General features: G+C 48.9%; 23 protein-coding genes and 4 pseudogenes. 16 read left to right on the top strand and 11 right to left on the bottom strand.

Annotated features, from left to right (window positions below):
• Positions 1–172: 172 nt before the first annotated feature.
• Both LX59_RS06695 and LX59_RS06690 read right to left on the bottom strand, forming a co-directional pair.
• Positions 173–1,507, bottom strand: coding sequence for an OprD family porin (locus LX59_RS06695; RefSeq protein WP_144571078.1), 1,335 nt, complete (start codon positions 1,505–1,507; stop codon positions 173–175).
• Between the two features lie 166 nt (positions 1,508–1,673).
• Positions 1,674–1,886, bottom strand: a complete 213-nt coding sequence (locus tag LX59_RS06690; RefSeq protein WP_144571077.1) for a hypothetical protein — start codon at positions 1,884–1,886, stop codon at positions 1,674–1,676.
• Between the two features lie 298 nt (positions 1,887–2,184).
• Here LX59_RS06690 and LX59_RS06685 point away from each other — a divergent pair, with 298 nt between their 5' ends.
• Together LX59_RS06685 and LX59_RS06680 are read left to right on the top strand one after the other, a co-directional pair.
• Positions 2,185–3,372, top strand: a complete 1,188-nt coding sequence (locus LX59_RS06685) for an acyl-CoA dehydrogenase family protein (protein ID WP_144571076.1) — start codon at positions 2,185–2,187, stop codon at positions 3,370–3,372.
• 10 nt (positions 3,373–3,382) lie between these two features.
• On the top strand, positions 3,383–4,543 hold the full coding sequence (locus tag LX59_RS06680) for a sigma-54 interaction domain-containing protein (protein ID WP_144571075.1): 1,161 nt from the start codon (positions 3,383–3,385) through the stop codon (positions 4,541–4,543).
• Positions 4,544–4,660: 117 nt separating this feature from the next.
• On the opposite strand, the gene LX59_RS06675 is transcribed toward LX59_RS06680, so the two are convergent.
• From LX59_RS06675 to LX59_RS06665, 3 genes and pseudogenes are all read right to left on the bottom strand, one after another.
• Entirely contained in the window at positions 4,661–5,236 is a 576-nt protein-coding gene (locus LX59_RS06675; protein ID WP_144571074.1) for a ferric reductase-like transmembrane domain-containing protein, read from the bottom strand.
• Positions 5,237–6,247: a protein-methionine-sulfoxide reductase catalytic subunit MsrP gene (gene msrP, locus LX59_RS06670; protein WP_144571073.1), complete on the bottom strand. Its 1,011-nt coding sequence runs from the start codon at positions 6,245–6,247 to the stop codon at positions 5,237–5,239.
• A 125-nt stretch (positions 6,248–6,372) separates the two neighbouring features.
• Positions 6,373–6,495: pseudogene (locus LX59_RS06665) on the bottom strand (IS3 family transposase); the annotation flags it as partial.
• Positions 6,496–6,804: 309 nt separating this feature from the next.
• On the opposite strand from LX59_RS06665, the gene LX59_RS06660 reads away from it, so the two are divergent.
• The 5 genes and pseudogenes from LX59_RS06660 (at position 6,805) to LX59_RS06640 (ending at position 10,742) form a co-directional block, all read left to right on the top strand.
• Positions 6,805–7,764, top strand: coding sequence for a tyrosine-type recombinase/integrase (locus LX59_RS06660; RefSeq protein WP_144571072.1), 960 nt, complete (start codon positions 6,805–6,807; stop codon positions 7,762–7,764).
• Between the two features lie 166 nt (positions 7,765–7,930).
• Positions 7,931–8,188, top strand: a pseudogene (locus LX59_RS06655) (transposase); the annotation flags it as partial.
• Between the two features lie 9 nt (positions 8,189–8,197).
• Positions 8,198–8,359: pseudogene (locus LX59_RS16135) on the top strand (integrase core domain-containing protein); the annotation flags it as partial.
• Between the two features lie 224 nt (positions 8,360–8,583).
• Entirely contained in the window at positions 8,584–9,708 is a 1,125-nt protein-coding gene (locus LX59_RS06645) for a ParA family protein (RefSeq protein ID WP_144571070.1), read from the top strand.
• Positions 9,709–9,779: 71 nt separating this feature from the next.
• A complete protein-coding gene (locus LX59_RS06640) occupies positions 9,780–10,742 on the top strand; it encodes a ParB/RepB/Spo0J family partition protein (protein ID WP_144571069.1) in 963 nt (320 codons plus the stop codon).
• 26 nt (positions 10,743–10,768) lie between these two features.
• On the opposite strand, the pseudogene LX59_RS06635 reads toward LX59_RS06640, so the two are convergent.
• Together LX59_RS06635 and LX59_RS06630 are read right to left on the bottom strand one after the other, a co-directional pair.
• Positions 10,769–11,164, bottom strand: a pseudogene (locus LX59_RS06635) (transposase family protein); the annotation flags it as partial.
• A gap of 28 nt (positions 11,165–11,192) precedes the next feature.
• Positions 11,193–12,128: a LysR family transcriptional regulator gene (locus tag LX59_RS06630; RefSeq protein ID WP_144571067.1), complete on the bottom strand. Its 936-nt coding sequence runs from the start codon at positions 12,126–12,128 to the stop codon at positions 11,193–11,195.
• Positions 12,129–12,222: 94 nt separating this feature from the next.
• Here LX59_RS06630 and LX59_RS06625 point away from each other — a divergent pair, with 94 nt between their 5' ends.
• Genes LX59_RS06625 through aroQ form a run of 6 tightly spaced genes read left to right on the top strand, consistent with a single transcriptional unit; the run spans position 12,223 to position 16,522 of the window.
• Positions 12,223–13,161, top strand: coding sequence for a ketopantoate reductase family protein (locus LX59_RS06625; RefSeq protein ID WP_144571066.1), 939 nt, complete (start codon positions 12,223–12,225; stop codon positions 13,159–13,161).
• A 15-nt stretch (positions 13,162–13,176) separates the two neighbouring features.
• Positions 13,177–13,575, top strand: a complete 399-nt coding sequence (locus tag LX59_RS06620) for a VOC family protein (RefSeq protein WP_144571065.1) — start codon at positions 13,177–13,179, stop codon at positions 13,573–13,575.
• Complete coding sequence (locus LX59_RS06615) at positions 13,572–14,027, top strand: MaoC family dehydratase (protein ID WP_144571064.1); 456 nt, start codon at positions 13,572–13,574, stop codon at positions 14,025–14,027. The genes LX59_RS06620 and LX59_RS06615 overlap by 4 nt, the downstream gene beginning before the upstream one ends.
• The gene (locus tag LX59_RS06610; protein WP_144571063.1) at positions 14,024–15,241 is read left to right on the top strand and encodes a CaiB/BaiF CoA transferase family protein; all 1,218 of its coding nucleotides are present in this window, start codon (positions 14,024–14,026) and stop codon (positions 15,239–15,241) included. The genes LX59_RS06615 and LX59_RS06610 overlap by 4 nt, the downstream gene beginning before the upstream one ends.
• Positions 15,242–15,252: 11 nt before the next feature.
• Positions 15,253–16,071, top strand: coding sequence for a shikimate dehydrogenase (gene aroE / locus LX59_RS06605; protein ID WP_144571062.1), 819 nt, complete (start codon positions 15,253–15,255; stop codon positions 16,069–16,071).
• 4 nt (positions 16,072–16,075) lie between these two features.
• Entirely contained in the window at positions 16,076–16,522 is a 447-nt protein-coding gene (aroQ, locus tag LX59_RS06600) for a type II 3-dehydroquinate dehydratase (RefSeq protein ID WP_144571061.1), read from the top strand.
• A 134-nt stretch (positions 16,523–16,656) separates the two neighbouring features.
• Here aroQ and LX59_RS06595 read toward each other — a convergent pair whose 3' ends face one another.
• Both LX59_RS06595 and acnB read right to left on the bottom strand, forming a co-directional pair.
• On the bottom strand, positions 16,657–17,616 hold the full coding sequence (locus LX59_RS06595) for an AEC family transporter (protein WP_144571060.1): 960 nt from the start codon (positions 17,614–17,616) through the stop codon (positions 16,657–16,659).
• Positions 17,617–17,998: 382 nt separating this feature from the next.
• On the bottom strand, positions 17,999–20,608 hold the full coding sequence (gene acnB, locus LX59_RS06590) for a bifunctional aconitate hydratase 2/2-methylisocitrate dehydratase (protein WP_144571059.1): 2,610 nt from the start codon (positions 20,606–20,608) through the stop codon (positions 17,999–18,001).
• 408 nt (positions 20,609–21,016) lie between these two features.
• Between acnB and LX59_RS06585 the strand changes: the two genes are divergently transcribed.
• Both LX59_RS06585 and LX59_RS06580 read left to right on the top strand, forming a co-directional pair.
• Positions 21,017–21,484 (top strand): DUF1289 domain-containing protein, encoded by a 468-nt coding sequence (locus LX59_RS06585; RefSeq protein ID WP_144571058.1) that lies wholly within the window; start codon positions 21,017–21,019, stop codon positions 21,482–21,484.
• A 76-nt stretch (positions 21,485–21,560) separates the two neighbouring features.
• Positions 21,561–22,163 carry a MiaE family protein gene (locus LX59_RS06580; RefSeq protein ID WP_144571057.1) on the top strand — a complete coding sequence of 201 codons (603 nt, stop codon included), beginning with the start codon at positions 21,561–21,563 and terminating at the stop codon, positions 22,161–22,163.
• Positions 22,164–22,170: 7 nt separating this feature from the next.
• On the opposite strand, the gene lpxH is transcribed toward LX59_RS06580, so the two are convergent.
• Both lpxH and LX59_RS06570 read right to left on the bottom strand, forming a co-directional pair.
• Complete coding sequence (lpxH, locus tag LX59_RS06575) at positions 22,171–22,896, bottom strand: UDP-2,3-diacylglucosamine diphosphatase (RefSeq protein ID WP_144571056.1); 726 nt, start codon at positions 22,894–22,896, stop codon at positions 22,171–22,173.
• Positions 22,896–23,393 carry a peptidylprolyl isomerase gene (locus LX59_RS06570; protein ID WP_144571055.1) on the bottom strand — a complete coding sequence of 166 codons (498 nt, stop codon included), beginning with the start codon at positions 23,391–23,393 and terminating at the stop codon, positions 22,896–22,898. The genes lpxH and LX59_RS06570 overlap by 1 nt, the downstream gene beginning before the upstream one ends.
• A gap of 249 nt (positions 23,394–23,642) precedes the next feature.
• Here LX59_RS06570 and tig point away from each other — a divergent pair, with 249 nt between their 5' ends.
• Positions 23,643–24,953, top strand: coding sequence for a trigger factor (gene tig / locus LX59_RS06565; RefSeq protein ID WP_144571054.1), 1,311 nt, complete (start codon positions 23,643–23,645; stop codon positions 24,951–24,953).
• Positions 24,954–24,988: the final 35 nt, after the last annotated feature.

Here is a 24,988-nt window from a genome sequence, read left to right as displayed (position 1 = left end):
GTGTACTCTCAGTACCTTTTTCAGAAATCGTGCCACGATAAAAATCTTTATTAATCAGTAAATTAAAATATATCGACCCATTTTAACTATTGCTGGAGCATGCAGTTTGCTGATTGGCTGTCGAGCCACACACAGTTTTAAGTGTTTACACAGCAGCATCTGTTTTTAACAGTCAAAGCAGACTGAGTGGATATTCAACAATCAAACGCAGCTCGTCGATATCGGCTTCAGCGGTATGATCGCCGTTTACTCGGTGCGTTGCTTGCAATATCCGGAAGGTTAGATCTTTAGCTGATCCGCTTTGCACCACATAACTGATCCAAACGTCGCGCTCCCAGTGGCGGCCATTACGGATATTTTGGTAGGCCGCATAACCTGAACCAACATCTCGGCCATCAATGTCCGTACCCCGCAAATAGCGCGTAATTAATTTTAAACCCGGTACGCCAAGCGCCGCGAAATCGTAGTCATAGCGCAGCATCCACGTGCGCTCGTTAGGGTTATTAAAATCGGAAATTTGCGACCCTGTATTTAGGAAGAAATCCCAAGTGTTCCACAGATAATCAAAGGGGGAGTCATCATCAATTCGAGTGTGCGTCAGTGTTAGGGCATGGGCACCAGAGGTTAGTCCAACATGGGCGCTCCAAGAGTCGTTGTTGATATCGCCCAGTAAGGACTTGCCTGTATCACGCGTACCAATGTACTTGAAGCCTGTATTAAAACTTAAATGATCGTTTAAGGGCTGTATCCAGTCGGCATAAAAAGCGGTTTGATTCCATACGTTATCAAGCCGACCGTGGTGCAGTCGGAAGAAAAATCGATCATCGTACTTATAATCAGCACCGCCATAGATGAAATCCTCAGCGTCCTTGAAACGTCCACCGTAGGCAGTACCTAAATCCCCGTTGTGGGCAGTAGCTGAACGGTCACTACCGGATTCCACCTTACCCCCTTCAAGAGTAAGCCCCTTAATTGAGGTATTTTTGACGAAGGCTCCACGAAAACTCTGGGGTAGTAAGCGCGTATCGCTGGCATTAATGACAGGGCTGGCCGGTCGATAGTCACCGTAACGCAACTCTGTATGCTCGAATAAACGAATTTTTAAAGCCGCATCGACCTTCCCGAAGTCATCTTTAGGTTTTCCGTTGAAGTGGTAGCCACGCCTTGGAATAAGACCATTCCCCGCATTGCTATCACCTACTTGGCCGTTGCCACCGTCTAACTTCCAACCCAATAAAGCCTTTATATCTAAACCCAACCCTATGGGGCCAGGAGTGAATCCAGACTCAAAACTGGCTGTGACTCCATTAGCCCATTCAGCGCGGGTGTGCTTGCGTTCAGCGGTTTGCGGGTTGCGGAAACTGCTGTCGTTACGAAAGTCTTGGCGCATATAGAAATTTCGATTGAGTACCTTGAATGAAGAATCCTCGAAAAATCCATCAGCGATGGCCAGTGGTGGGAAAGTTAAGACAATGCAGAGTGACAGATGACGAGCAGGGACAGGCATGGATGGGCTTCCTAGTGCTGGGTAATGTTTTCCTCCGTAGAGGCGCTCCAGCCTGTAGCTCAATATTCATGCCACAAAATAAATGCTTTATATTCAAACAGTTATATTTTTACTTTAGATTTTTTCCAATATTGCTAGCAGCAAGATGCCTATTTGCTGTTGTCCCTTAAGCAGCAGTTTTAAGAATAATTAATGGATAAAGTTTTGAGGTGCCGAACTTTTGCCCGGCATCTCCTCTCAGCACTGCTAAATAGAAAACCACTTGTATTTCTTTAATAGATCCAAGTGTTGCGTTGTCAACATCAAGAGAAATAACTGTTGCTATATAAACAGATGTAAATACCTCATCAAAAAATAAAAACAATATATCGACAAGCATTTAAGCAAATAACAAAAAAGTATTTAATTTAATGTTTTTATGTCGTTTAGATTAGATAAACCTAATCTAAACGAGCCATAACCAGTAATGAGCTGTTCAATCAACACGAGCCAACTGTTTATTAAGAAACACCTCATCAAGTGTTTATCTAGCAACAGTCTTTCAGCAGCACAGCATCAAGTGCAACAGAAAAGAATGGATGGCTAAAACTGTATCATTTTGATTTTTAATAAGTTTTTGTGTGGCATAAGGATTGCCCTCATTGAGACCAATGAGACCATAGCTAGAGGAACAGTGTGTGACTGCCATTCAACAACCCAAAATACTCTCGGCCCAACAGATCGCTCGAAAATTAGCCGCAGAATTTGCTGAAACCGCCGCTGAGCGCGATTTATTAGGCGGAACCCCTAAAGCTCAGCGTAATGCTTTACGCCAGAGTGGTTTGCTGGCCATGAGTATTCCCAAAGAATACGGCGGGTTAGGTGCTAGTTGGTATGAAACCCTAGAGGTCGTGCGTGAGTTTGCCCGCGTCGATAGTTCCATTGCCCATGTGTATGGTTTCCAACATTTGATGTTGGCGACGGTACGCCTGTTTTCACGCCCTGATCAATGGCAGCCTTGGTTTGAGCAAACGGCTCGCAATCAATGGTTTTGGGGAAATGCCCTAAATCCTTTAGATACCCGCACGATTGCAAAAAAGTTTGCGGGTTGGCGTGAGTTTTCGGGCCGCAAAAGTTTTTGTTCGGGATCAGCGGATTCCGAAATGCTGATTGCCTCTGCCATTGACGAGCACAATGGAAACAAGCTGTTGATTGCCGCTTTGCCGAGTGGACGCACAGGCATCACGCTACACGATGACTGGGACAGCATAGGACAGCGCCAGACGGACAGCGGTAACGTCACCTTTGAGCGAGTGCGGGTGGAAGAAAACGAATTATTGCTTGATCCAGGCCCATTGAGCACTCCTTTTGCCTGTCTGCGTCCGCTAATCGCTCAACTTACCTTCGTCAACTTATTTTTAGGTATTGCTGAAGGAGCTTTTTTTGAGGCCCGTAGCTACACCCTGAAAGAAGCTCGGCCTTGGTTTAAGTCTAAGGTGGCACACATCAGTGAAGAGCCGTACACACTACGCCACTTTGGCGAATTTTGGGTGGGCTTGGAAAGCGTGCGCTTACTGACAGAGCGAGCCAATACGCTGCTTGACGATGCTTGGAGTAAAAAAGACTCCTTAAGTGCGGACGAGCGTGGACATCTGGCCGTTGCGATTGCCACAGCTAAAGTTGCCTCCACCCGCGTGGGGCTGGATTTGACCGCCAGATTATTTGAAGTCACTGGCGCTCGGGCTACCCATGCTTCCTTAGGTTTAGATCGTTTCTGGCGAAACTTGCGTACTCAAACTTTGCACGATCCAGTGGACTATAAGCTCCATGAGCTGGGTGATTGGGCATTGAACGAAGCGCTTCCCACTCCAACCTTTTATTCATAGCTGCCAAATTATGCAACTAATTACTTTGCCTCATTCTCCGACATTAGCGACCTCTGTACGAGCAACGGCACAAGTTTTTGCCGATCCTAAATCACAGGCATTGCTTAGGCATCTACAGCAGATTGCCCCGAGTGATGCCAGTGTTCTTATTGTTGGCGAGACGGGTACAGGCAAGGAGTTAGTTGCACGCCATGTGCATAACCTCAGTAATCGCCGTAATGGGCCTTTTATTGCAGTGAACTGTGGTGCTTTCTCGGAATCCTTGGTAGAGGCAGAGTTATTCGGCCACGAAAAAGGGGCTTTCACCGGGGCACTTCACGCTAAAGCGGGTTGGTTTGAAGAGGCTAATGGTGGAACTTTATTTCTGGACGAAATTGGCGACTTACCCTTAGCCATCCAAGTTAAGCTGCTGCGCGTATTACAGGAGCGTGAAGTGGTACGTCTTGGGTCGCGTAAAAGTATTCCCATTGATGTAAGGGTATTGGCTGCAACCAACGTGCAACTGGAAAAAGCGATTAATGCTGGTAACTTCCGTGAGGATCTTTACTACCGTCTCACGGTAGTGAGTCTTGGGTTAAGTCCGCTACGAGAGCGTCCGGGCGATATATTGCCGCTAATCCGGTACTTCATTGGTGAGTACAGCCGACGCTTAGGATACAGTGAAATTAAACTCAGTAAGGAGGCTGAAGATAAACTAATGACTTATTCTTGGCCAGGCAATATTCGTGAATTAGAAAATGTCATTCATCACACCTTGCTGATTTGTCGAAATAACTTAATTCATGCTGCCGATTTGCATTTATCCAATTTGCGCATTGATCGCCAGGAGGAAGCAAGTTCAAACCTCAACGAATCTGCTGAGCTATTGTTAGAACGGGCCTTTAACAAACTCTTTGAAGAAGATGGCGGAGATTTACACGCAAAAGTTGAGGCCGCATTATTGCGTACTGCCTATAGATTTTGTCATTGCAATCAGGTTCATACAGCTAATCTACTTGGGCTCAGTCGCAACGTAACTCGCGCACAACTGATTCGCATCGGTGAGCTTATTGTCAATAAACGCCGCTTATTACCCTCTAAAAATCGTCGCGCTACGGATTTAAAATTAGCAGATAGTATATCTACTCAACTGCCCAGTATTAATCTGCCAAACCGACAGATATTTTCATGAGCTAACTAAGCAGGAGTGTAATGACTCAGTGGAATCTGCATAGATTAAAAGGCTAAAGATTTAGTTTAAAATCTATGCAGGTTCTTAGTGGGACATCACAGGTATCATGCCAACTCCTCATGGAGATCGCAGCCCAAATAAGCGATTAAGTATTAAAATCAAGCCAACTCCAGCATATAACATCCAGCTACCAAAGTCTGAACGTAAGATTAGCAATAAATGCAGTAGGGCCAGCACTAAGCCAAGGTACAGCAACCTATGTAAAAGCTTCCAGTTTTTGCCTAACTTGCGGCGGCTAAATGCGTTTGAAGTCAGGCTCAAGAGTAACAATATCAACCAAGCACCAAAGCCAAGTAGTATATAGGGCCGCTCCCATAGCTCATGGTTTAGGCGACTAAAATCAAAGTTCAGTAGAAAAGCTAAATAGCTCATCAGGTGCAAAGAGGCATAGCAGAAACACCAGAGTCCCAGTTGCCGCCGAATGAGGCTCCAGCCACTCCATAGGGTAATACGCTGCAAGGGTGTCAAGCTTAGGGTGAGTAACATTAGGATCAATGCGCCCTCACCCAAATGTTCTAACAATACTTTACCGGGATCTGGTCCCAATAATCCCTGCTGTGCCTGATAGAACCAAAACAACAGTGGCAGCAAAGCAAGCATAAATACGCCGCAACGCCAAAGGGGCTGAGCCATTTAGTAATCCTTCTTTAAGTCCATACCCTTGTAAAGCGAGGCCACTTCGTCGGCGTAACCGTTGAACACTAGTGTGGGTCGCACATTAGAACTAAAAACTCCATTAGGCAGTCGTCGCTCCTGAGCTTGGCTCCAGCGTGGATGACTGACATCTGGGTTAACGTTAGCGTAAAAGCCATATTCCTGTGGAGCCATACTTTGCCAAGTAGTACGGGGCTGTGTACTCAGTAGGCTGATACGGACGATGGATTTAATGCTCTTAAAGCCATATTTCCAAGGTACAACCAAACGCAAAGGCGCGCCATTTTGATTAGGCAATACACGCCCGTACATACCCACTGCAAGCAAGGTGAGCGGATGCATGGCCTCATCCAGCCGTAAACCTTCTACGTAAGGCCAGTTGATTAGAGCGAAGCGGGAACGGATGCCAGGCATATGTTCGGGATCATTGAGTGTCTCAAAACCCACATAATGCGCACTACTGGTGGGCTCAACACGCTTGAGCAACTCTGCCAATGGGAAGCCAAGCCAAGGAATGACCATCGACCAAGCTTCAACGCAGCGCATACGATAAATACGTTCTTGCAAGGTAAAAGGGGAAAATAAATCCTCCAATGCGTAGCGACCGGGTTTAGCTACCTCACCATCAATGATCAGGCTCCAAGGCTCCGTGGGTAGCTGGTGAGCATGGGTTGCAGGATCACGCTTTTCTGGCCCAAATTCGTAGAAGTTGTTGTATTGGCTGGCATCGCGGAAAGGGGTGATGGCCTCACCAGAAACCTCAGTGGTACGCCACTGGGTTTTTGCCAGTTTAGGAGCTAGCCAAGCAGGAACAGGAGCTGGTGTTACCCCCTCATAGCGCGAGGCTGTTTCCGTCGCTAAGCTAGGAAAAGCCGCTCCTGCTAATAACAAACCCGTACCCGCCATAAAATGTCGCCGAGACAGGTAAGCAGTTTCCGTAGTGATCTCAGAAGAGCGGCACGCAGAACGCGGAGTAATATGAATTAGCATGGAATCTCCCCATCAGATTTGGTGTAACCTCTGTTTGGTTATAGTCGATGAAGGTAGAGATTTTTTAAACAGGGGGTTGAGTATAACGGTAATCCTCCCGCTTTTAGCGGTCACCAAAAATGGAATTACGTGGTTAAAGCCCATTTTTGCATAGGGGTGATACCACCGAGCGCCATATTGGGCCGTTCATGGTGGTACGTCCAGAGCCAAGGTGTAGCCGAATCCTGCACCTCTTCAATCGACTCGAAAAAGGTATCGCATACGCCTATTGGACTCGTAGCAGGTATTACTTAAAAGCCGTATTAGAGGGTGAATAAATACCGCTACTCCTTTGAGCTGAGCCCATAACCGATGAGGATAGGGCGTTCTCCCGAAAATCACTGTGGCCAAGGCCAGAGCTGCGATACCTTCAAAAGTAGAAGAACCTAACCCTGATTTTATTTTTTTGATTTATAGGTTTTTTAAATGGATATTTAAATACTTTAACCTTACACCAAAAAAATCGTGACGAAGCTTTAAAGCTGAACGGACGTTAAACACACAACAGATCCTCGCACATGAAACTCACACTATCGCTAACTAACTCAGCTCACGTGCCTGCTCTCCCTGAGATCATCTCCACAGCCCATAACCCAGCTATTGCTTACCTGTTGAGCCTTCAGTCACCACGCAGTCGGGTCACTATGGGTTCCTACTTAAAGCGCGTGGCCCATTTCTTAGGTGCGTCCTCTCTTGAGGATTGCCCTTGGCACCGGTTAACCCGCCAGCATGTACACGCACTTTTGCGTACTTTTCAGAGCCAAGAATTAAGCCCGGCCACCTGCAATACCATCCTTGCAGCCGTCAAAGGTGTGATGAAGGAAGCTCGGGCCATGCGCTTGATGACAGCCGATGACTGTCAGGATATTCGCGAAGTGACGGCCGTTAGGGGTTCTCGTGAGTCTTCAGGTCGAGCGCTAGAACCTAAAGAAATCAAGGCATTGCTACAAGCTTGTGATGAAGATGGCTCTTTGGTCAGCGTCCGAGATAAGGCACTGTTTATGGTCATGCTGGGCTGTGGGTTGCGCCGCTCCGAGGTGGTCACATTGACACTCGCAGATTACTACCCCAAGGATCAGTCGCTCTTGGTGATGGGTAAGGGCAATCAACAGCGTAGAGTGTATCTGCCGAACAGTGCGGTTAAAGGACTGTACTACTATATTGATCAAGTACGGGGTGAGCAGAACGGCCCCCTGTTTGTCCGCTTTTACCGTAACGACACTATCACTAACCTACCCATCTCAGCCCAGTCGGTATTCAAGCAATTAAAGCTACGCAGTTTAGCGGGAGGAGTTGAGGTGGTCAGTCCCCACGATCTACGCCGAACCTTTGCTACCAGTATGCTGGCTAAAGGGGTCGATCTGATCACTGTCCAGCGTATGATGCGGCATTCTTCGCTTGAAACCACCAAACGCTATGACAAGCGCCCAGAAAAAATCATGCAAGAGATGCTGCAAAAGCATTTTGATTTGTTTTAAGGGCTGTTGACATTGGGCGAATCTTGCTGTGTTCCGAGCCATAGGTACAGCCGATAGCTGTGCTAACAGCCAACAAATTTAACTTGTCTCACTTCATAACATTGACCTATCCGCCAAAATTAGCACCACGAGTTTGATGAGATTTCCACTTAACCTGTGAGCGATAGTGAAAAAGCGTTATAGCAAAGAACAAATCATCAAGGCGATTAAAGCGCATGAAACAGGGACTAAAGTTGATGACCTCTGTCGCAGGCTTCGAATTGCTGGCGGCACATTTTACAACGGGCACCGCAAGTACGCAGGACTGAAAGTTAATGAGGCCAAACCTTTGAAAGACCTCGAAGCCGAAAACAACAAACTCAGAAGACTTCTGGCGGAGAAACTGCTCGAAGTCGATGCCATGAAGGATGTACTGTCAAAAAAGTGGTGAGGGCTGTTCAGAGAAGGTAGGTGGTTGCGTACCTCATGCAGGCTCACCATCTTAGTGAGCGCTCTGCGGTTTAGAACACTTGACGAAGCACGGGTAGAAATTGGTTTATGGAGAACCCACTATAACCAAATAAGACCGCATAGTGCGTTGGGCTACGTCCCACCTGAGCAGTATGCAAGATAAGCCATATAAGGAATCTCATCCAAGTATTGGTACTAACTTGGGGAGAAGGTCAAATCCTGTCATTTTTGACAACTGTTAAAAAAATGCAGGTACCGCTCTATTAATTCAGGAATTTTAATAAAAAAAACCACAAAACCTGAATTTTTAACTATTATGCACAGCTATACTGTAATTTTAAAAATTTGTACGTTTATGTTGGAATTTTAATGGCTATCCAGACTGAACCTCTTGATGAAAGCGTCAATTTTGTAGATTTCGAATCAATTTTTTATCCTCCTCAATTTGCCGCCGATTGTTTTAATCTGACTACTCGACGCTTGAAGGACATTGAGGAAGAAAATGGAATTGAAATCCGTCGTGTACCTCGAGGTACCGTGACCTCGCGCGCTTATACACTGAAGGATATTTTTACCATCGCTGCTTTACGCCGCGCCAAGGGACATACTAAAGGCTTGCACAAGCAGATCGTGATCTCTACCTTCGTGCAAAAAGGCGGAACGGGCAAAACAACCACAGCAGTCAACTTTGCGCTTTACTTGCAGTTAGCGGGGTTAAAAACCCTGATTGTTGATAATGATCCCCAAGGGGACACCTCCTGCATGCTGGGTTATGATCCCGACTTGAGTGCTGCCGACTTAGATGCAATGGGAATTCCTATTGATCGTTTGGTGGATGGGCATTTAGGCAATCTGGTCAGCCCTCTGCTTCGTATGCGGCCTTTTCCTGGAAAAACCCTTGCTGATGTCATCAAAAAACCCTTTGGTGAGCAGGGCATCCACCTTATTCCCTCTGACGGTTACTTAGATGATTTGGGCGTTGCTCTGGATGCTGCCAATAACAGTGATTTCTGGTACGCCCAATGGATTGAGGCAGCTAATACAGGAGGACTGATCAACTGTGATTTGTCTGGCTATGATGTGATTATTTTCGACAACGCTCCAGCAGCTTCCCGATTGACCAAAAACTCCGTGGCCGCCAGTGACCTTTTGTTATGCCCCGTGCGAATGGATAAATTTTCTTTTCGGGCACTGATGCGTCTGCATGATTGGGTGGTTCGATTTGCGCAAGACTACAAGCGTTCTCCAGAGATTGCCGCTTTACCTACCATGTTTATTAAAAATCGCAAACGACTCCTTGGAAACTTGCTCATCCTGAATGATTTATTTCCGGGGCGAGTGACGGACGAGAAACTTTATTTTTCGGAAGACTATAGTAAGGCTCTGGATCAAGGCATTCCAACTTTGTTATGGAAGGGTACCTCAAGTAAAACCCTAGACTCAGCACGGGCTGTTTTTGGTGAAGTACTTGATCGTATGCGAGCTATGAGCTGATTTTGGCAGTCTTAAATCTTGTTGTTGAAGGGGTGTTGCTTGAAGCAACAGTTGTATTTGGAGGTTAAACAATGAAGTCGGAAGACTATCCAGGCCGTAAAAAAACAGCAGGTATGATGGGGTTGCGGGCACCTGCTGTAGCTCCAAAAATAACAGAGCCAGTATCTAGGGCTCAGATGTTAGCGATGACTCAAGATAATGATTCAACTTCTGAACATACTGATTTAAATAATACGCCTATGGCGTTGATGGAGCTTTCGGTTGACTCCATCAAACCATCACCTTATCAGCCTCGTTTAACCCTCGATGAGGCAGCCATTGAGGAGCTAGCAAACTCTATTCAGTCTATTGGTCTGATTAAGCCTTTACTGGTTCGTCCTCTAGGAAATACTGAATATGAGTTGATTGGCGGAGAGCGGCGCTGGCGAGCCCATAAACTGATCGGCATTAAAACCATTATGGCCTACGTGCGTCCGATAGAGGATGCTACGGCAAAGGTTCTGGCCTTAACAGATAACGAAGGCCAAGAGCCCTTAACGGAATATGAGCGTGGTCGAAGCTATGCGGATATTCTGGCCTCAGGGGTTGAGTCTAGCCAGCGGGCTTTAGCACGACGACTGGGCGTGAATGTTTCTATCGTTAGTCGTTGTTTGTTGTTAATGGATTTACCAGAATCTGTGCGACAGATTTTAGATAAAAAGCCCGGTTTAATTGGCGGGTTAAAAGCTAAAGAGTTTATTGAGTTTGGTAAGAGCCATTCTGAATTATTGACACAGGCAGTCGTGTTAATGCGCGATCAAGGCTTCACGCAAGTTCAGGCTTTACGCTGGATTACTCAAAAAATCTCAGAGCAAAATGGAAGTAAAGTATCTCCGAGAACACTTTCTAAAACTATTAAAGGATTAGGAGTCCTTAAGGTTGATGGTGGAAAACTTGAGTTTCGCTGTGAGAAAGGAATTGATCCGCAGTTATTCAGTCAACAACTGGCAAATTTTTTGGAAACCATTAACCCTGACCCATTGAAAATTAACTAGGGCCTGTTGACGTTTCACATGGGAAGCTATTGAACGGCACAGGCCATAGCAACCACAGCCTTATAATTGTGCGTCAGTTTGTCGTATCGAAAAGCCACCGCTTGGTAGTTTTTCAGCCGTGCAAAGGCATTCTCAACCAAATGCAAATAGCGGTATAAGCCTCTATCCAGATCCGCATTGCCCTTGATTGAGTTGTGCTTTCGCGGAATGACAGGACAACCTCTCTGCTGCTGGATCTGATCTCGGAGGCATTCACTATCATAGCCTTGTCTGCACAATGACTTCGGCACAGGATAGGTGTGTGATCAGTTTGGAGGTTAGGCTGCTGTCGATGAATCAAAGTCAGGCTCCTCAAGCAAGGCATTAAAAACTTTGAGCCACTTACCTGTTGCTGACCAGGCATTGAAGCGTTTCTCGATTCTGCGGGTTTGTTCTTGTTCCTCAATGCCTTTACGACAAAACGTCAACAGGTCCTAGTGAGTTATTTGTTCTAAAGAGTGAATAGATAACTTCTCGGAGCCATCGGTTGCCAGTGTCATGATGATATCGAGCGTGCCAGTGCTGTTTAACGGTAAAACCCTCAACCTCAAGGGGGCAGTCATAAATTTTAAGGTTGTGCATATCAGCTAATGTCTGGCCAATATGACGAGGTAGCGTTGCCACCAAATCAGTCGTTCCTATGATGGCTCCAAGGCCAAGGAATGCTGGCAACTCCAGCACGATACGCCGCTCAATGCCTGCCCTTGCCAACCCAGCATCCAGTAATTTCTGGCCCGTGCCCGCACTGATGTGTACGTGGCCTTCGGATCGATATTGAGCAAGGTTCATCCCTTCTATAAGGCGTGGATGGTCTCGATTGGCTAAACACACCCAGCTTTGTTCAAACAGAACTTGCTGATACATCCCTCCCCCTAGCCAAGGGACAAAGCCAATCGCTAAATCAGCCTCTCCTGACTCCAGAGTGCTCTCCGTATTCCCGTCAATACGCGCTGCTTCTAAGCGGATGCCGGGGGCGTGTATGCGCAAATGATTAAGAATCTTGGGCAAGAGGGTGATATGACTGGCATCGCTCACACACAGCCTAAATCGCCGTTGCGCCGTCATGGGAATGAAGCACTGCTCCCAGGCCGTCAATCGACGCAGTGATTCCAGAATTTCCCGACAGGGGCCAATGAGTTGGTCTGCCCTCGGGGTTGGTGCCATGCCTCCGGGCGTTCGAACAAATAACGGGTCGTTGAGTTGCTCCCGCAGTCGTCCCAACCAAATGCTGATGGTTGGTTGACTTTGCCCTATCTGTTCGGCTGCTCGCGTCACACTGCGGCAGTTGTAGAGAATATCAAACAGCTGCAGCAGCTTGGGGTCAGGTAGGGGGTCTGACAACATCATTATTGCTTATTCCAATAAGTGTATTGAGTTCATTGTATAGCTCAAATAAGCCCGCCTGCATATCGTGACCTCACCCCATCGGAGGTCACTTATTGTGAAAATCTGCATATTAGGCGCAGGAGCTTTGGGATGTGCCATCGGCTCAGCCCTCATTGAGGCAGGGCATGACATCTGGCTGCTCAGCCGGAGTTTAGAGCATGTGGAGGCGATGAATCGTCATGGGCTCAGGGTTCATGACGAAGCGGGCAATCGCCAAATCGCGGTTAAAGCGGCCACTAAAGCCAGCGATATTGGCCCGGTTGATCTGGTCATAGTTCTGGTTAAGTCCTTCCATACCCAAGAGGCGATGGCAGGTGCCATGGCTTTGGTTGGAACTCAGACCCTCGTGCTGTCTTTGCAAAATGGCTTGGGCCATGAAGATATTCTTGCAGAGCTGGTCGGTCGGGATCGTGTGCTGGCCGGCAAAACCTATGTCGGCGGTGTACTCCTGAACGCAGGAGAGATCCGAGCGAGTATTACTGGCAAGCAAACCTATATTGGAGAGCTGGATGGCCAAATCACGCCACGAATACAGGCCATTGCAGAGGTATTCAAGGACGCGGGCCTAGCCACCACCGTCAGCAACAACATTCTCGGCACCATGTGGGACAAACTGCTGATCAATGTGGCTACCGGCGCGCTGTCAGGGATCACAAGGCTGAGCTATGGCCAGCTCTACACTGAGCCTTTACTTGAAAACACCGCCATCGCCGCAGTAGCAGAAGCGATGAGCGTCGCGAAGGCTGCAAACATTCAGCTCAGCATCAAAGCCCCAGAAGCGGCTTGGAAAATGGCCGCAGAAGGTCTACCCGCCAGTTTTCGCACCTCCATGCTTCAAAGCTTGGAAAAAGGCTCAGTCACTGAAATTGATTTTATCAACGGATCGGTCGTGCGTTGGGGGCAGCGGCACGGCGTGGCCACGCCTGTTAATGCCACCTTAATTGCCTGCATCAAGGGCATTGAACGAGCCATGGCCGATCAAAGTACACAATAAAAAGAGAGCCATTTTATGAGCCAGCCTAAAGCTTATTTAGAACATGTTGCCATTCGGGTGAAGGATATTCATTGGCACATCAACTTCTTTAATCAGGTATGCGGGATGACCATGCGCGAGGTTCAAGGGCCGGTGGAACAGCCGACTCAATACTGGACGCTGGGAGGCCTGCAATTTATCCATGACCCTGATTTTCAAGGGCCAGAAGGCCGTTTGGGACACTTGGGCATCATGTGTGACGACTTAGCGGCAGTATTAAAAGCGGCCCAATATTTTGGGGTTAGCGAAATGCCACAGGGTAAGAACTGGTTGCGCTTACCTGATGGTTTAGCCCTTGAGTTTGTTCAAGCCTACCCTGCGCGCTGCGTATCTGAAGCCTTAGCCATTAACCCAAGAGCGGAGATCCCAGCATGACCGTCGTTGAAAAATATTGGGATGATGCTCAAGAGGGCGATGAGTGCCTCAGTCCCACCTATACCGTCACCCGTGAACGCATTCTTGCATACGCCGATCTAACCGGGGATCACACGCCAGTGCATGTTGACGAAGAGTACGCCAATGCGAGCCACTTTGGCGGTCTGGTTGCCCACGGTTTATTTGGTCTCTCCATTGCAGATGGCCTCAAAACTCAGTGCGACTACCGATTCTTGCCGGGTATGTCCTTAGGTTGGACTTGGGATTTTTTATTGCCGATCAAGGTTAATGACGTACTTCAGGTCAAGATGCGCGTGGGCTCAATGCGGCCCAGTAAAAGCCGTCCGGACTGGGGCATTGTGGTGCTGCCCTCGGAGTTGATTAACCAACATGGTGAAGTCGTCCAGCGCGGCGAACACCGATTGATGGTGCCTCGGAGGACGCAAGCATGAGCCAGCAATTACCTTTAGCCGGCATTCGAGTGATTGATTACAGCCATTTTCTGGCAGGCCCCTATGTGGGCCGTTGCCTAGCGGCCTTGGGTGCGGAAGTAATTAAGGTTGAGCGGCCAGGCTCAGGAGATGCTGGGCGGCAGCATGCCTTCATACTGGATGAAGCTCAGAGTGGTTACTTTTTGCAGCTGAACATGGGAAAGCGGGGCGTGAGTGTCAACATGAAAGATCCGCGCGGAAAAGCCTTTATGCAAAGGCTGACCGATTCAGCGGATGTATTTATCGAAAATTATCGCCCCGGTGCCTTAGATAAATTGGGCTTAGGTTATGCAGAGCTTTCGGCCCGTAATCCTAAGTTGGTCTACTGCTCAATTTCAGCGTATGGCCACACTGGGCCGGATGCTCATCGGGCAGGATTTGGGCTAATCGCCGAGGCTAAAAGTGGCATCATGCAGATGGTGGGTGTGCCGGGCGAAGCACCACCCTTACTGCGTATTTCTCTAGGAGACATGTACACCGGAATCCATGCGGTCGCAGCGATCAATGCGGCATTGCTGGGCCGAGTGTCTAGTGAACGAGGCCAGCATATCGATATGGCACTTTACGACACCCTAGTGTCGATGCACGAGTACGCCGTGCAGTGTTACACCCTGTCCGGTGGCACCGTGTTACCTCAACAAACGGGGCACGATATGCCCACTTCGACGCTTTACGGGGTATTTCGAGCCGCTGACGGTGATTTGGTCATCGCCGCGCAGGTTGACGACGCTTGGAAGCGTTTCGCCAAACTGATCGAGGAAAACGGCGGGCCGGAAGGTTTTGGTGAAGATACCCGTTATCACCATTTAAATGGACGCAATGCCCATCGCGAACACATCCTCGCTGTTGTCAGGGATTGGGTAGGTGCCCGCAAGGTAGCTGAGGTGTTGGCCTTGCTTGACAGCATCGACATCCCGAACGCAAAGGTACAGCGCATTGATGAAGTGATCGCTGATCCGCAAATTCAAGCGCGGAATATGGTCATTGAGCAAGAGCACCCACGCTACGGCACGCTGCGTTTCCCCAACCTGCCGTTTCGTTTTTCCGACTGCGACACCCGCATCCACCAAGTAGCACCTGATTTAGGCCAACACAATGCTGAAGTGGCTGCTGAGCTTGGCTTTAGTGCAGCCGAAATTCAGGCCATGCAAACCGACGGCGTTTTGTCCGCATAAGGAGAAACAAGATGACTGATTTTTACGCAGTAATTGGTAACCCCATCAGCCACACAAAATCTCCTCTGATTCATGGTTTGTTTGCTGAAACAACCCGCCAAACCATGGAATATCGGGCAATTGAGGGCTCTCTGGACGGATTCGAAGCCGATGTTCTACGCTTTCGGCAAGAAGGTGGGCTGGGTATGAATATAACAGCACCCTTCAAACTACGAGCCTTTGAGCTTTCCGATGGCCGCAGTGAGCGGGCACGGCTGGCACGAGCAGCTAATGCCCTCAAATTCGAGGAGGGCCGCATCTTTGCCGAAAACTTTGATGGCATTGGTCTGCTGCGTGATATCGAAGAAAACCTAGAGGAGCCCCTACGCAATCGTCGGGTTCTGGTATTGGGCGCGGGAGGGGCCGTGCGGGGCGTATTGCTGCCCTTCCTTCAAGCAGCCCCCGCTACATTGGTGATCGCCAATCGAGACATCACAAAAGCTCAAACACTGCTCAATGAAGTGAAGCATCCCCGTTTACACGTCTGTAGTTATGCAGACCTTGCTGAGCAGCAGTTCGATATTGTGGTCAACGCCACCTCTGCAAGCCTTACTGGGCAGTTGCCCCCTATTCCCGAGAAGGTACTGCAATCTATCAGTCTGGCTTACGAGTTAGCCTATGGCAAAGGGCTAACCCCCTTCCTTCAGCTGGCCAAAGAAAAGGGGGTTAAACGCCTTGCTGACGGTGTGGGCATGCTTGTCGAGCAAGCGGCGGAGGCATTTGCTTGGTGGCGAGGGGTTCGACCTGAAACGCGCCCAGTGATTCAGCGCCTCACCGTTGCTTTGGAGTAAGGCCATGTCTAAAACCGTTTTGATGCTGCACGGCATCAATCACAATATGTTTGGAAAACGAGATCCTCTTCAGTATGGAACAGCCACCTTGGAGGATATTGATCAAGCGCTTCAGAACCTTGGCCAGCAACTCGGCGTTGGCATTGAAAGCTTCCAAACCAACTGTGAAGGAGCCATGTGCGAAAGAATTCACCAAGGCTTTGTTGATCAGGTCGATGCTGTTTTGATTAATGCAGGCGCTTGGACGCATTACAGCTATGGAATTCGGGATGCTTTGGCTGTCCTTACTGTCCCAATCGTAGAAATCCATATGTCGAATATCCATGCTCGCGAAGCGTTCCGGCATCATTCGGTATTTGCTGAAATCGTCCAAGGGCAAATCTGTGGTTTTGGGGTAGATAGCTATCTGCTTGGACTGCGAGCAGCGGTTGGAAAGATGCACCTGCTTTGACAGAGTCATCTACTGATGGAAACGCTCAGAACTGCGGTTTTGCTGCCTTAGCTAAACAGGCTCCTTCGGGAGCCTGTCGTATTTAAACCTGATAGCTGTAGCATCATCCCAAAAATCCCATCCTCAGCAAGCAATCATTTGGGTATGAAATAAAGCACCAGTGAAATACTTAACAGCGATAACAAGGTGGAAATAAACAGAGCCGAGGCCGCCATCTGTTCCTCTCCATAACGCAGAGCCAATACAGGAAAAAATGCGGCCATCGGCATACTTGCAAAGAGAATCAGTGCCAAAAACAAGCCATGATCCAAGTCTTCCCCGGGCATCAACCACAGCGTTAGCAAAACAACGGTTGGATGAAGCACCAATTTGCCAAAGCTCAGCCACAACGAATGACCCCAATGGCTCTGTAACTTCACCTGCGCCAATACACCCCCCACGACAAACAACGCCAATGGGCTGGAAATTCCCGCCATCATCGTCAGGGCTTTATCAATAGGCGTTGGCAAACTAATCCCAAGAACAGCAGCGCTCATACCAGCCGAAATGGCGATCACTAACGGATTTTTGAAGGTCTGAGCCAGCGCCGCACTGAAAGCCTGTAAAGGATTGTGGTGAACATTGCTTCCTGTCGCTAAAACAATACATAACGGCAGAATCAACATATTCTCGATCATCATGCACATCGCAAGACCCGCGATTGCTTGACTGCCCAAAACACCAGAAACAATCGAAATCCCAATAAATGCCGAGTTCGGCATGGCACTGCCAAGCCCACATAAGGCCGCATGGCTGGATGACTGCGACCTGAGTCGAGCACCTAGGTAAGCGGCCCCAAAAGTCAGCAAAGATCCAATACCGTAAACCAGCAGGTAGGTCTGATTAACAACCTCGCTGATCGGCAGTTGGGTCAGAGCATGAAAAATGGTGCAAGGCAGGCAGAAGGTAATCACAAATCGGCCAAAGGCTTTGATTGTTACAGCTTCAATAAAGCCACTGCGCACGGCAGCGTAGCCCACAACGATGATGAGGTAGATGGGCAAAACAATATCTAAAATCACGCGTATTCGACTGCGATAAAGCGCATCGCTCATCCAACTTCAAGATCAAGTCAGGGCGCGTACTGTCTCGCGGGTCGCTCCTGTAGTTATAGGAAGAAGGCCGGTCTGGCATCAACTTCATTCAACGAACGAAGTCATCACTCGACAGTGTAGATATCGCCAGTAAACTTTTATTGTGTCTATTATGCTGGATAAATAAGTGTATTAATTTTCGCAATAAATATGCTAAGTAATACAGAATGCTCGGCTATCAACAATAAGTCCTGATTCAACAATTGCGAGTTCTTATTTAGTCAGGGCATGTGTGTGATAACCGGGAAGTGGTGAAAACTGTGGGTAAAAATAACAAACCCCGCGTTGAGCGGGGTTTGTTTTTTAATGCGATGACCGAGGCATAGCGCCTCGGTCTGGTGCATTACACGGAAACTACAGCGATCTTGGCTTCTTCCGCTTTTTTGCGGAAGTCAGCGATTTGATCAAAGCTCAGGTAGCGATAGATGTCGGCAGCCATGCTGTCGATATTTTTCGCATACTCCATGTACTCAGCCACGGTTGGCAGTTTGCCCAGAATGGAGGCAACAGACGCCAGCTCAGCAGAGGACAGGAACACGTCTGTAGAATCGCCCAGACGGTTCGGGAAGTTACGAGTAGAAGTAGAGACTACCGTGGAGCCCGTTTGTACGCGGGCTTGGTTACCCATGCACAGAGAGCAACCGGGCATCTCCATACGCGCCCCGGCTTTGCCGTAGATGCCGTAGTAGCCTTCTTCGGTCAGCTGGTGAGCGTCCATTTTGGTGGGCGGAGACAGCCACAGGCGAGTAGGAATACCGCCTTTGACTTTGTCCAGCAGCTTACCGGCAGCGCGGAAGTGACCGATGTTGGTCATGCAAGAGCCGATGAAGACTTCATCGATCTTACGGCCAGCCACTTCGGACAGCAGACGAGCGTCATCAGGATCGTTCGGGGCGCACAGGATGGGCTCTTTAACGTCAGCCAGATCGATTTCGATCACGGCAGCGTATTCAGCATCCGCATCGCCTTCCAGCAGCTGAGGTTTAGCCAACCAAGCTTCCATCGCCTGAGCACGACGCTCCAGAGTGCGAGGATCACCGTAACCTTCGCTGATCATCCAACGCAGCAGCGTGATGTTGGATTTCAGGTAGTCAGCGATGGGCTTCTCAGGCAGTTTGATGGTGCAACCAGCGGCAGAGCGCTCGGCAGAAGCATCAGACAGTTCGAAGGCTTGTTCTACGGTCAAATCGTTCAGACCTTCGATTTCGAGAATACGGCCAGAGAAGATGTTCTTCTTGCCTTTTTTCTCAACGGTCAGCAGGCCCGCTTTGATGGCGTAGTAAGGGATGGCATGCACCAGATCACGCAGGGTGATACCGGGTTGCATTTTGCCTTTGAAGCGCACCAGAACGGACTCTGGCATGTCCAGAGGCATTACACCGGTAGCGGCGGCGAAAGCCACCAGACCGGAACCGGCTGGGAAGGAGATACCGATGGGGAAACGGGTGTGCGAGTCACCACCAGTACCCACGGTGTCCGGCAGCAGCATGCGGTTCAGCCAGCTGTGGATGATACCGTCGCCAGGACGCAGAGAAATACCCCCACGAGTCATGATGAAATCAGGCAGCGTGTGGTGGGTCTTAACGTCGATGGGCTTAGGATAAGCCGCCGTGTGGCAGAAAGACTGCATGACCAGATCAGCAGAGAAGCCCAAGCAAGCCAAGTCTTTCAGCTCGTCACGGGTCATAGGACCTGTGGTGTCTTGAGAACCTACGGTGGTCATCTTAGGTTCGCAGTAGGTGCCGGGACGAACCCCTTTGCCTTCTGGCAGACCGCAAGCACGGCCCACCATTTTTTGAGCCAGAGAGTAACCCTTGCCGCTGTCGGCAGGCGCTTCGGGCTTTTTGAACAGGGTAGAAGGAGCCAGACCCAGTTCAGCACGAGCTTTCTCGGTCAGGCCACGACCGATGATCAGAGGAATACGGCCACCGGCACGTACTTCGTCCAACAGAACGTCGGTTTTCAGCTGGAAGCTGGTAACCAGCTCATCGCTGCCATGACGGCGGACTTCACCCTTGATGGGGTAAACGTCAATGACATCGCCCATGGCCAAGTTGGTGCAGTCGAACTCGATCGGCAGAGCGCCGGCATCTTCCATGGTGTTGTAGAAGATCGGGGCGATTTTGGTACCAAAGCAGAAACCACCCGCGCGCTTGTTCGGAACGTAGGGGATGTCGTCACCGAAGAACCAGAGTACGGAGTTGGTAGCAGACTTACGAGAAGAACCAGTACCTACTACGTCACCCACATAGGCCACAGGGAAGCCTTTGGCTTTAGCTGCTTCGATTTGCTTCAGCGGGCCAACGGAACCCGGCTGAACAGGCTCGATGCCGTCACGCGCCATTTTCAACATGGCCAGCGCGTGCAGCGGAATGTCAGGACGAGACCAGGCATCAGGAGCGGGAGACAGGTCGTCGGTGTTGGTTTCGCCAGGCACCTTGAACACGGTCAGAGTGATTTTTTCTGGGACGGCGGGTTTAGCGGTGAACCACTCGCCGTCAGCCCACGACTGGAGAACGGCTTTAGCGTTGGCATTGCCCGCTTTAGCTTTCTCGGTCACATCGTGGAAGGTGTCGAACATCAGCAGGGTGTGCTTCAGTTGTTCGGCAGCGATAGCACCCAGTTCGGCGCTGTCTAGCAGCTCAACCAGAGTGGCAATGTTGTAACCACCTTGCATGCTACCCAGCAGCTCAGTGGCACGCGCTTTGGTGATTAGAGGAGAGGTGGCTTCGCCTTTAACGATGGCGGTCAGGAAACCGGCCTTAACGTAGGCAGCCTCATCAACCCCCGGGGGTACGCGGTTAGTAATCAGGTCAACTAGGAAGTTTTCTTCGCCGGCCGGCGGGTTTTTCAACAGATCGACTAGGCCAGCGGTTTGCTCGGCGTTCAGCGGCTGGGGCACGATACCCAGTGCGGCACGTTCTTCTACGTGTTTGCGGTAGGCTTCAAGCACAGTTTTTCCCTCATCTTTGTCCCCGTGGAGATCACGGGACGCGCGTCCAGAAGCTGTTTTCAAAGTTTTACGCTGATCGCGACCGAAGGACGGCGCTTCGGTCTTCGATTTTTATAAACTGTGCCCGTGACGCTTTGAAAACAGCTTCTTTTGGACATTTATGATGCCTTTATCAGGCAGCGATGAGTGTACTGGAAGCTCCGCTCAAAGTTAAGCTGATCCATACTTTGGTTCATAGTTCATTAGCTATCTTGGTAGTGATGCTGATGAGCTATTTTTTGCCATATTTCGTTGCTTTTAGCGGCTTTTTTTCTGATTTTTTCTAAAAAATAGAACGAAAGTCTAAAAGGATAATTGATGAGCTCTCTGTGTTTTATGTTTTACATCTAAGGTTAAATACGAGGTTTAATGAGTATTCGTTCTATTAACACGCCCTGTATTGGTTTGTGCTCGACTGTGTATGGGGATTTGGTGTGTCGAGGTTGTAAACGCTTTCATCATGAGGTGGTGGGTTGGAATGCCCAAAATATTTTGGAGCAACAGCGGATACGACAGCGCTTAGATGATTTACTGGTTCAGGCTATGCAGTCGCGGTTCCAGATTTTTGACGTGAGCTTGCTGCAACAGCAGTTAGCGCGGCGAGAGATGATATTCCATAAAAACCGATCACCCTATTGTTCAGCCTATCCCTTGCTGGTTAAGGGCGCGCGTTTTATTCAGCGTTTGCAAGCCTATGGTTTGGCTGTGGTGCAGGAGCATCAAGGGAAGGAGCTTTGGGTGTTGTTGACTGAGGTAGATCGCGTGTTTTTTCAAAGCTCTGAAATCCATTATCAGCAGCACTGTGCTGGGTTGAGAGCAGTATCCAGTGATTTATAGTGTGAAAGGCGAGATTTTGCGGGCTTGCCCCTTATAATAAGAGCTTGTTTACTACCGGTTTAGGTTGCCTGTATTCATGTCTTTGTTACCTGAAATCAACCACTTTTTACTCTGCTCAACGCCTCAATCTTGGATTGATCAAGCACTGAATCATGTGGAAATTCTGCTGATTGATCATGCTAATTGTGAAAAAAAAGCAGCGGGAACGGCGTTAACTATGTTGTTCCGCTATGTAGAGCGTGAGCATTTACAGGATAAGTTATCGCGTTTAGCCCGTGAGGAGTTGCGGCATTTTGAACAAGTAGCTGCATTAATGAAAAAGCGAGGTGTTCAGTATCGGCCTCTTAGTGCTTCGTTATATGCCCAGCGTTTACACACCCATATTCGTAAACAAGAGCCGGGCCGGTTGATCGATAGTTTGATTGTCGGGGCCTATATCGAAGCGCGTTCTTGCGAGCGTTTTTATCGCTTGGCTCCCTATTTGGATCCAGAGCTTCAGGATTTTTATCTTTCGCTGTTGGAGTCAGAAGCAAGGCACTATCAGGATTACTTGACGATGGCTGAGATGTATTCAGATGCGCCTATTGCAGAGCGCGTTGCCCTGTTCGCCCAAGTAGAGCGAGATGCTGTTTTAACGGTGGATACGGAGTTTCGCTTTCATAGTGGAGCGGCTGCTTAGCTGATCTTTAAAGTGGGAAGGCTTTGAGACGATACTGATGCCTCTCTGTGACCTCTAATACCCATGCTTGGCGATCCCAATCGCCGAGTACTATGCGGTGTGCAGGTTGGCCTAACACCTTAAGTGGTTCAATAGTAGGACGGTGGGTGTGTCCATGAATCAACACCTGTACGGCATAACGAGCCATATAGCTTTGTACGGCCTCGGGTGTTACGTCGGTAATTTTCTGAGCTTGATTGCGGGTATGGTATTGACTGGCTGCCCTCAGTTTTCGGGCTAGCTGGTGTCTTGTACTCAAGGGTAAGTGACGCAATAACCAGCGAGAAATAGGATTACGCAGTCGCCAGCGTTTGCGTAAATATTCACGATCTTGGGTGCAGAGTAAATCACCGTGCATCAATAGTGCCGATTGGCCATATAAGTTGATCAGTGTTTGCTCTCGGATCAGTTGGCAGCCTGCTTCACGGCAAAAGCCCTTACCAAGCATAAAATCTCGGTTGCCGTGCATCAAAAAAATCTGGGTGCCTTGATCGGCTAATTGGCGCAACGCCTGTGCAATCTGGCGCTGGTAGGGACTCATCCCATCATCTCCGATCCATACCTCAAACAAATCCCCTAAAATATAAAGGGCTTGTGCCTGTGGTGCGCGTTCGTTCAAAAAGCGCAAAAATGCCTGAGTAATATCGTCTCGGCATTCGTCTAGGTGCAGATCGGAGATGAAGAGTGTAATCATTAGTCAGCGATGATCTCAGCGCGCTCAATGATCACGTCTTCAGCCGGTACATCTTGGTGGCCGGCCCGAGAAGTAGTAGGAACTGCTTTGATTTTTTCAACGACTTCCATACCTTCAACCACTTCACCAAACACCGCGTAACCCCAACCTTGAATGGTAGGTGCAGAGTGGTCTAAGAAACCGTTGTCCGCCACGTTGATAAAAAACTGGGCTGAAGCAGAGTGAGGTTCCATAGTTCGGGCCATAGCAATAGTGCCCGTTTTGTTGGAAAGTCCGTTGTTAGCCTCATTTTTGATTGGAGCGCGAGTGCTTTTTTGCTTCATGCCAGGCTCAAAACCACCGCCTTGAATCATAAAGTTACCGATAACGCGGTGAAAAATAGTGCCGTCATAGTGGCCAGACTTTACGTATTCGATGAAATTAGCCACCGTTTCTGGGGCTTTTTCTGCATCCAGTTTTAGGGTGATGGGGCCGTGGTTGGTATGCAGCTTGATCATGAGCGCTATCCTTGTTTTGGTGAGTGATCGCCAAAAGTACAGGTCGGAGCGAGCCTGTGCGATGTTATAAGCATAATAAGCAATTTGACACCTAAGAAGCGAACTTGAATATTTTGCCTATGCAAAAACAAACTAAGTTGCTTGATCTATTGATGGGGCAGGGTGACTTATTTTTTATGAAACACTAGAATGCAGGCCCTTTCTGGCTCCGGGATGCCCGGTTTACGTTCTGTGTAACGAGGAAAATCCATGCAAGTTTCTGTTGAAACCCTTTCTGCTCTTGAGCGCCGTATGACGGTGGGCGTCCCGGCTGAGCGTATCGAGGCTGAAGTCAATAAGCGTCTACAGCAGACTGCTAGCCGTGCCAAAATTCCGGGCTTTCGTCCTGGTAAAGCGCCCATCAAGCTGATCCGTCAACGTTATGAAGAGTCTGCTCGTCAAGAGGCTCTGGGTGATGTGATCCAAGAGACCTACTACAAGGCTATTTCAGAGCAAAACTTAAGGCCTGCTGGTATGCCCTCTGTAGAGCCGAAGTCCTTTGAGCAGGGACAAAACTTCGAATACGTTGCCACCTTTGAAGTATTTCCTGAGTTTCAGGTAACTGGACTGGAAAACATCGAAGTTGAACGTCTGCAAGCTGAAGTAGTAGATGCAGACGTTGAAAAAATGCTGGAAGTATTGCGCAAGCAGGGCGCTCGTTTTGAGCCTTCTGAAGAGCCAGCCGCTGACGGCGATCAAGTCACTATTGACTTTGTGGGACGTATCAACGGCGAAGTGTTTGAAGGCGGCTCTGCGGATGGAGTACAGCTAGTCTTAGGTTCTGGCCGTATGATTCCAGGCTTTGAAGAGGCGCTGGTAGGCGCTAAAGCGGGTGAGTTGCGCGTCATCAACCCCGTGTTCCCTGAGGATTATCAAAACGCTGATTTAGCCGGTAAACAAGCTGAGTTTAGTGTGATGGTTCAGGCGGTTGCCAAGTCTGTTTTGCCTGAATTAAACGAAGATTTCTTCAAGCAATTTGGTCTACCTGAAAGCAATTTAGAAGCTTTCCAAACCGAAGTGCGTAAGAACATGGAGCGTGAGCTCACCCAATCACTGAAGTCTAAAGTTAAGACACAAGTGATGGATGGTTTGCTGGCCAACAATCCGATTGAAATTCCTAAGGCTTTGATTGCTAACGAAGTGGATCGCCTGCGCATTCAGGCCGTACAACAGTTTGGCGGCAAAATGAGTCCTGAAAACCTGCCCGCTGAATTGTTTGAAGAGCAGGCCCGTCGCCGCGTTACCTTGGGATTGCTGGTAGCTGAGCTGGTAAAACAGTTTGAGTTAAAGCCGGATGAGGCCCGAGTGGGTGCTTTGATTGCTGAAATGGCCGCTGTTTACCAAGAGCCGGAACAAGTAGTTGCTTGGTATTATGAAAACAGCGAGCAACTGGGCGAAGTCCGCTCTGTTGTGCTGGAAGAGCAAGTTGTGGATACTGTCCTAAAGCAGGCAAAAGTTACCGACAAAACGGTTTCGTATGAGGAAGCGGTGAAACCCGTTGCCCCACCTAAGGCAGGTTAATCTTCTCTCCTCTATGTAGACATAGACATAAGCCA

It is taken from the genome of Azomonas agilis, assembly GCF_007830255.1.
In the GTDB taxonomy this organism is placed as follows: domain Bacteria; phylum Pseudomonadota; class Gammaproteobacteria; order Pseudomonadales; family Pseudomonadaceae; genus Azomonas; species Azomonas agilis.
The sequence above is the reverse complement of the archived record's forward strand: the minus strand, read 5'-3'. Positions and strand labels throughout refer to the sequence as shown.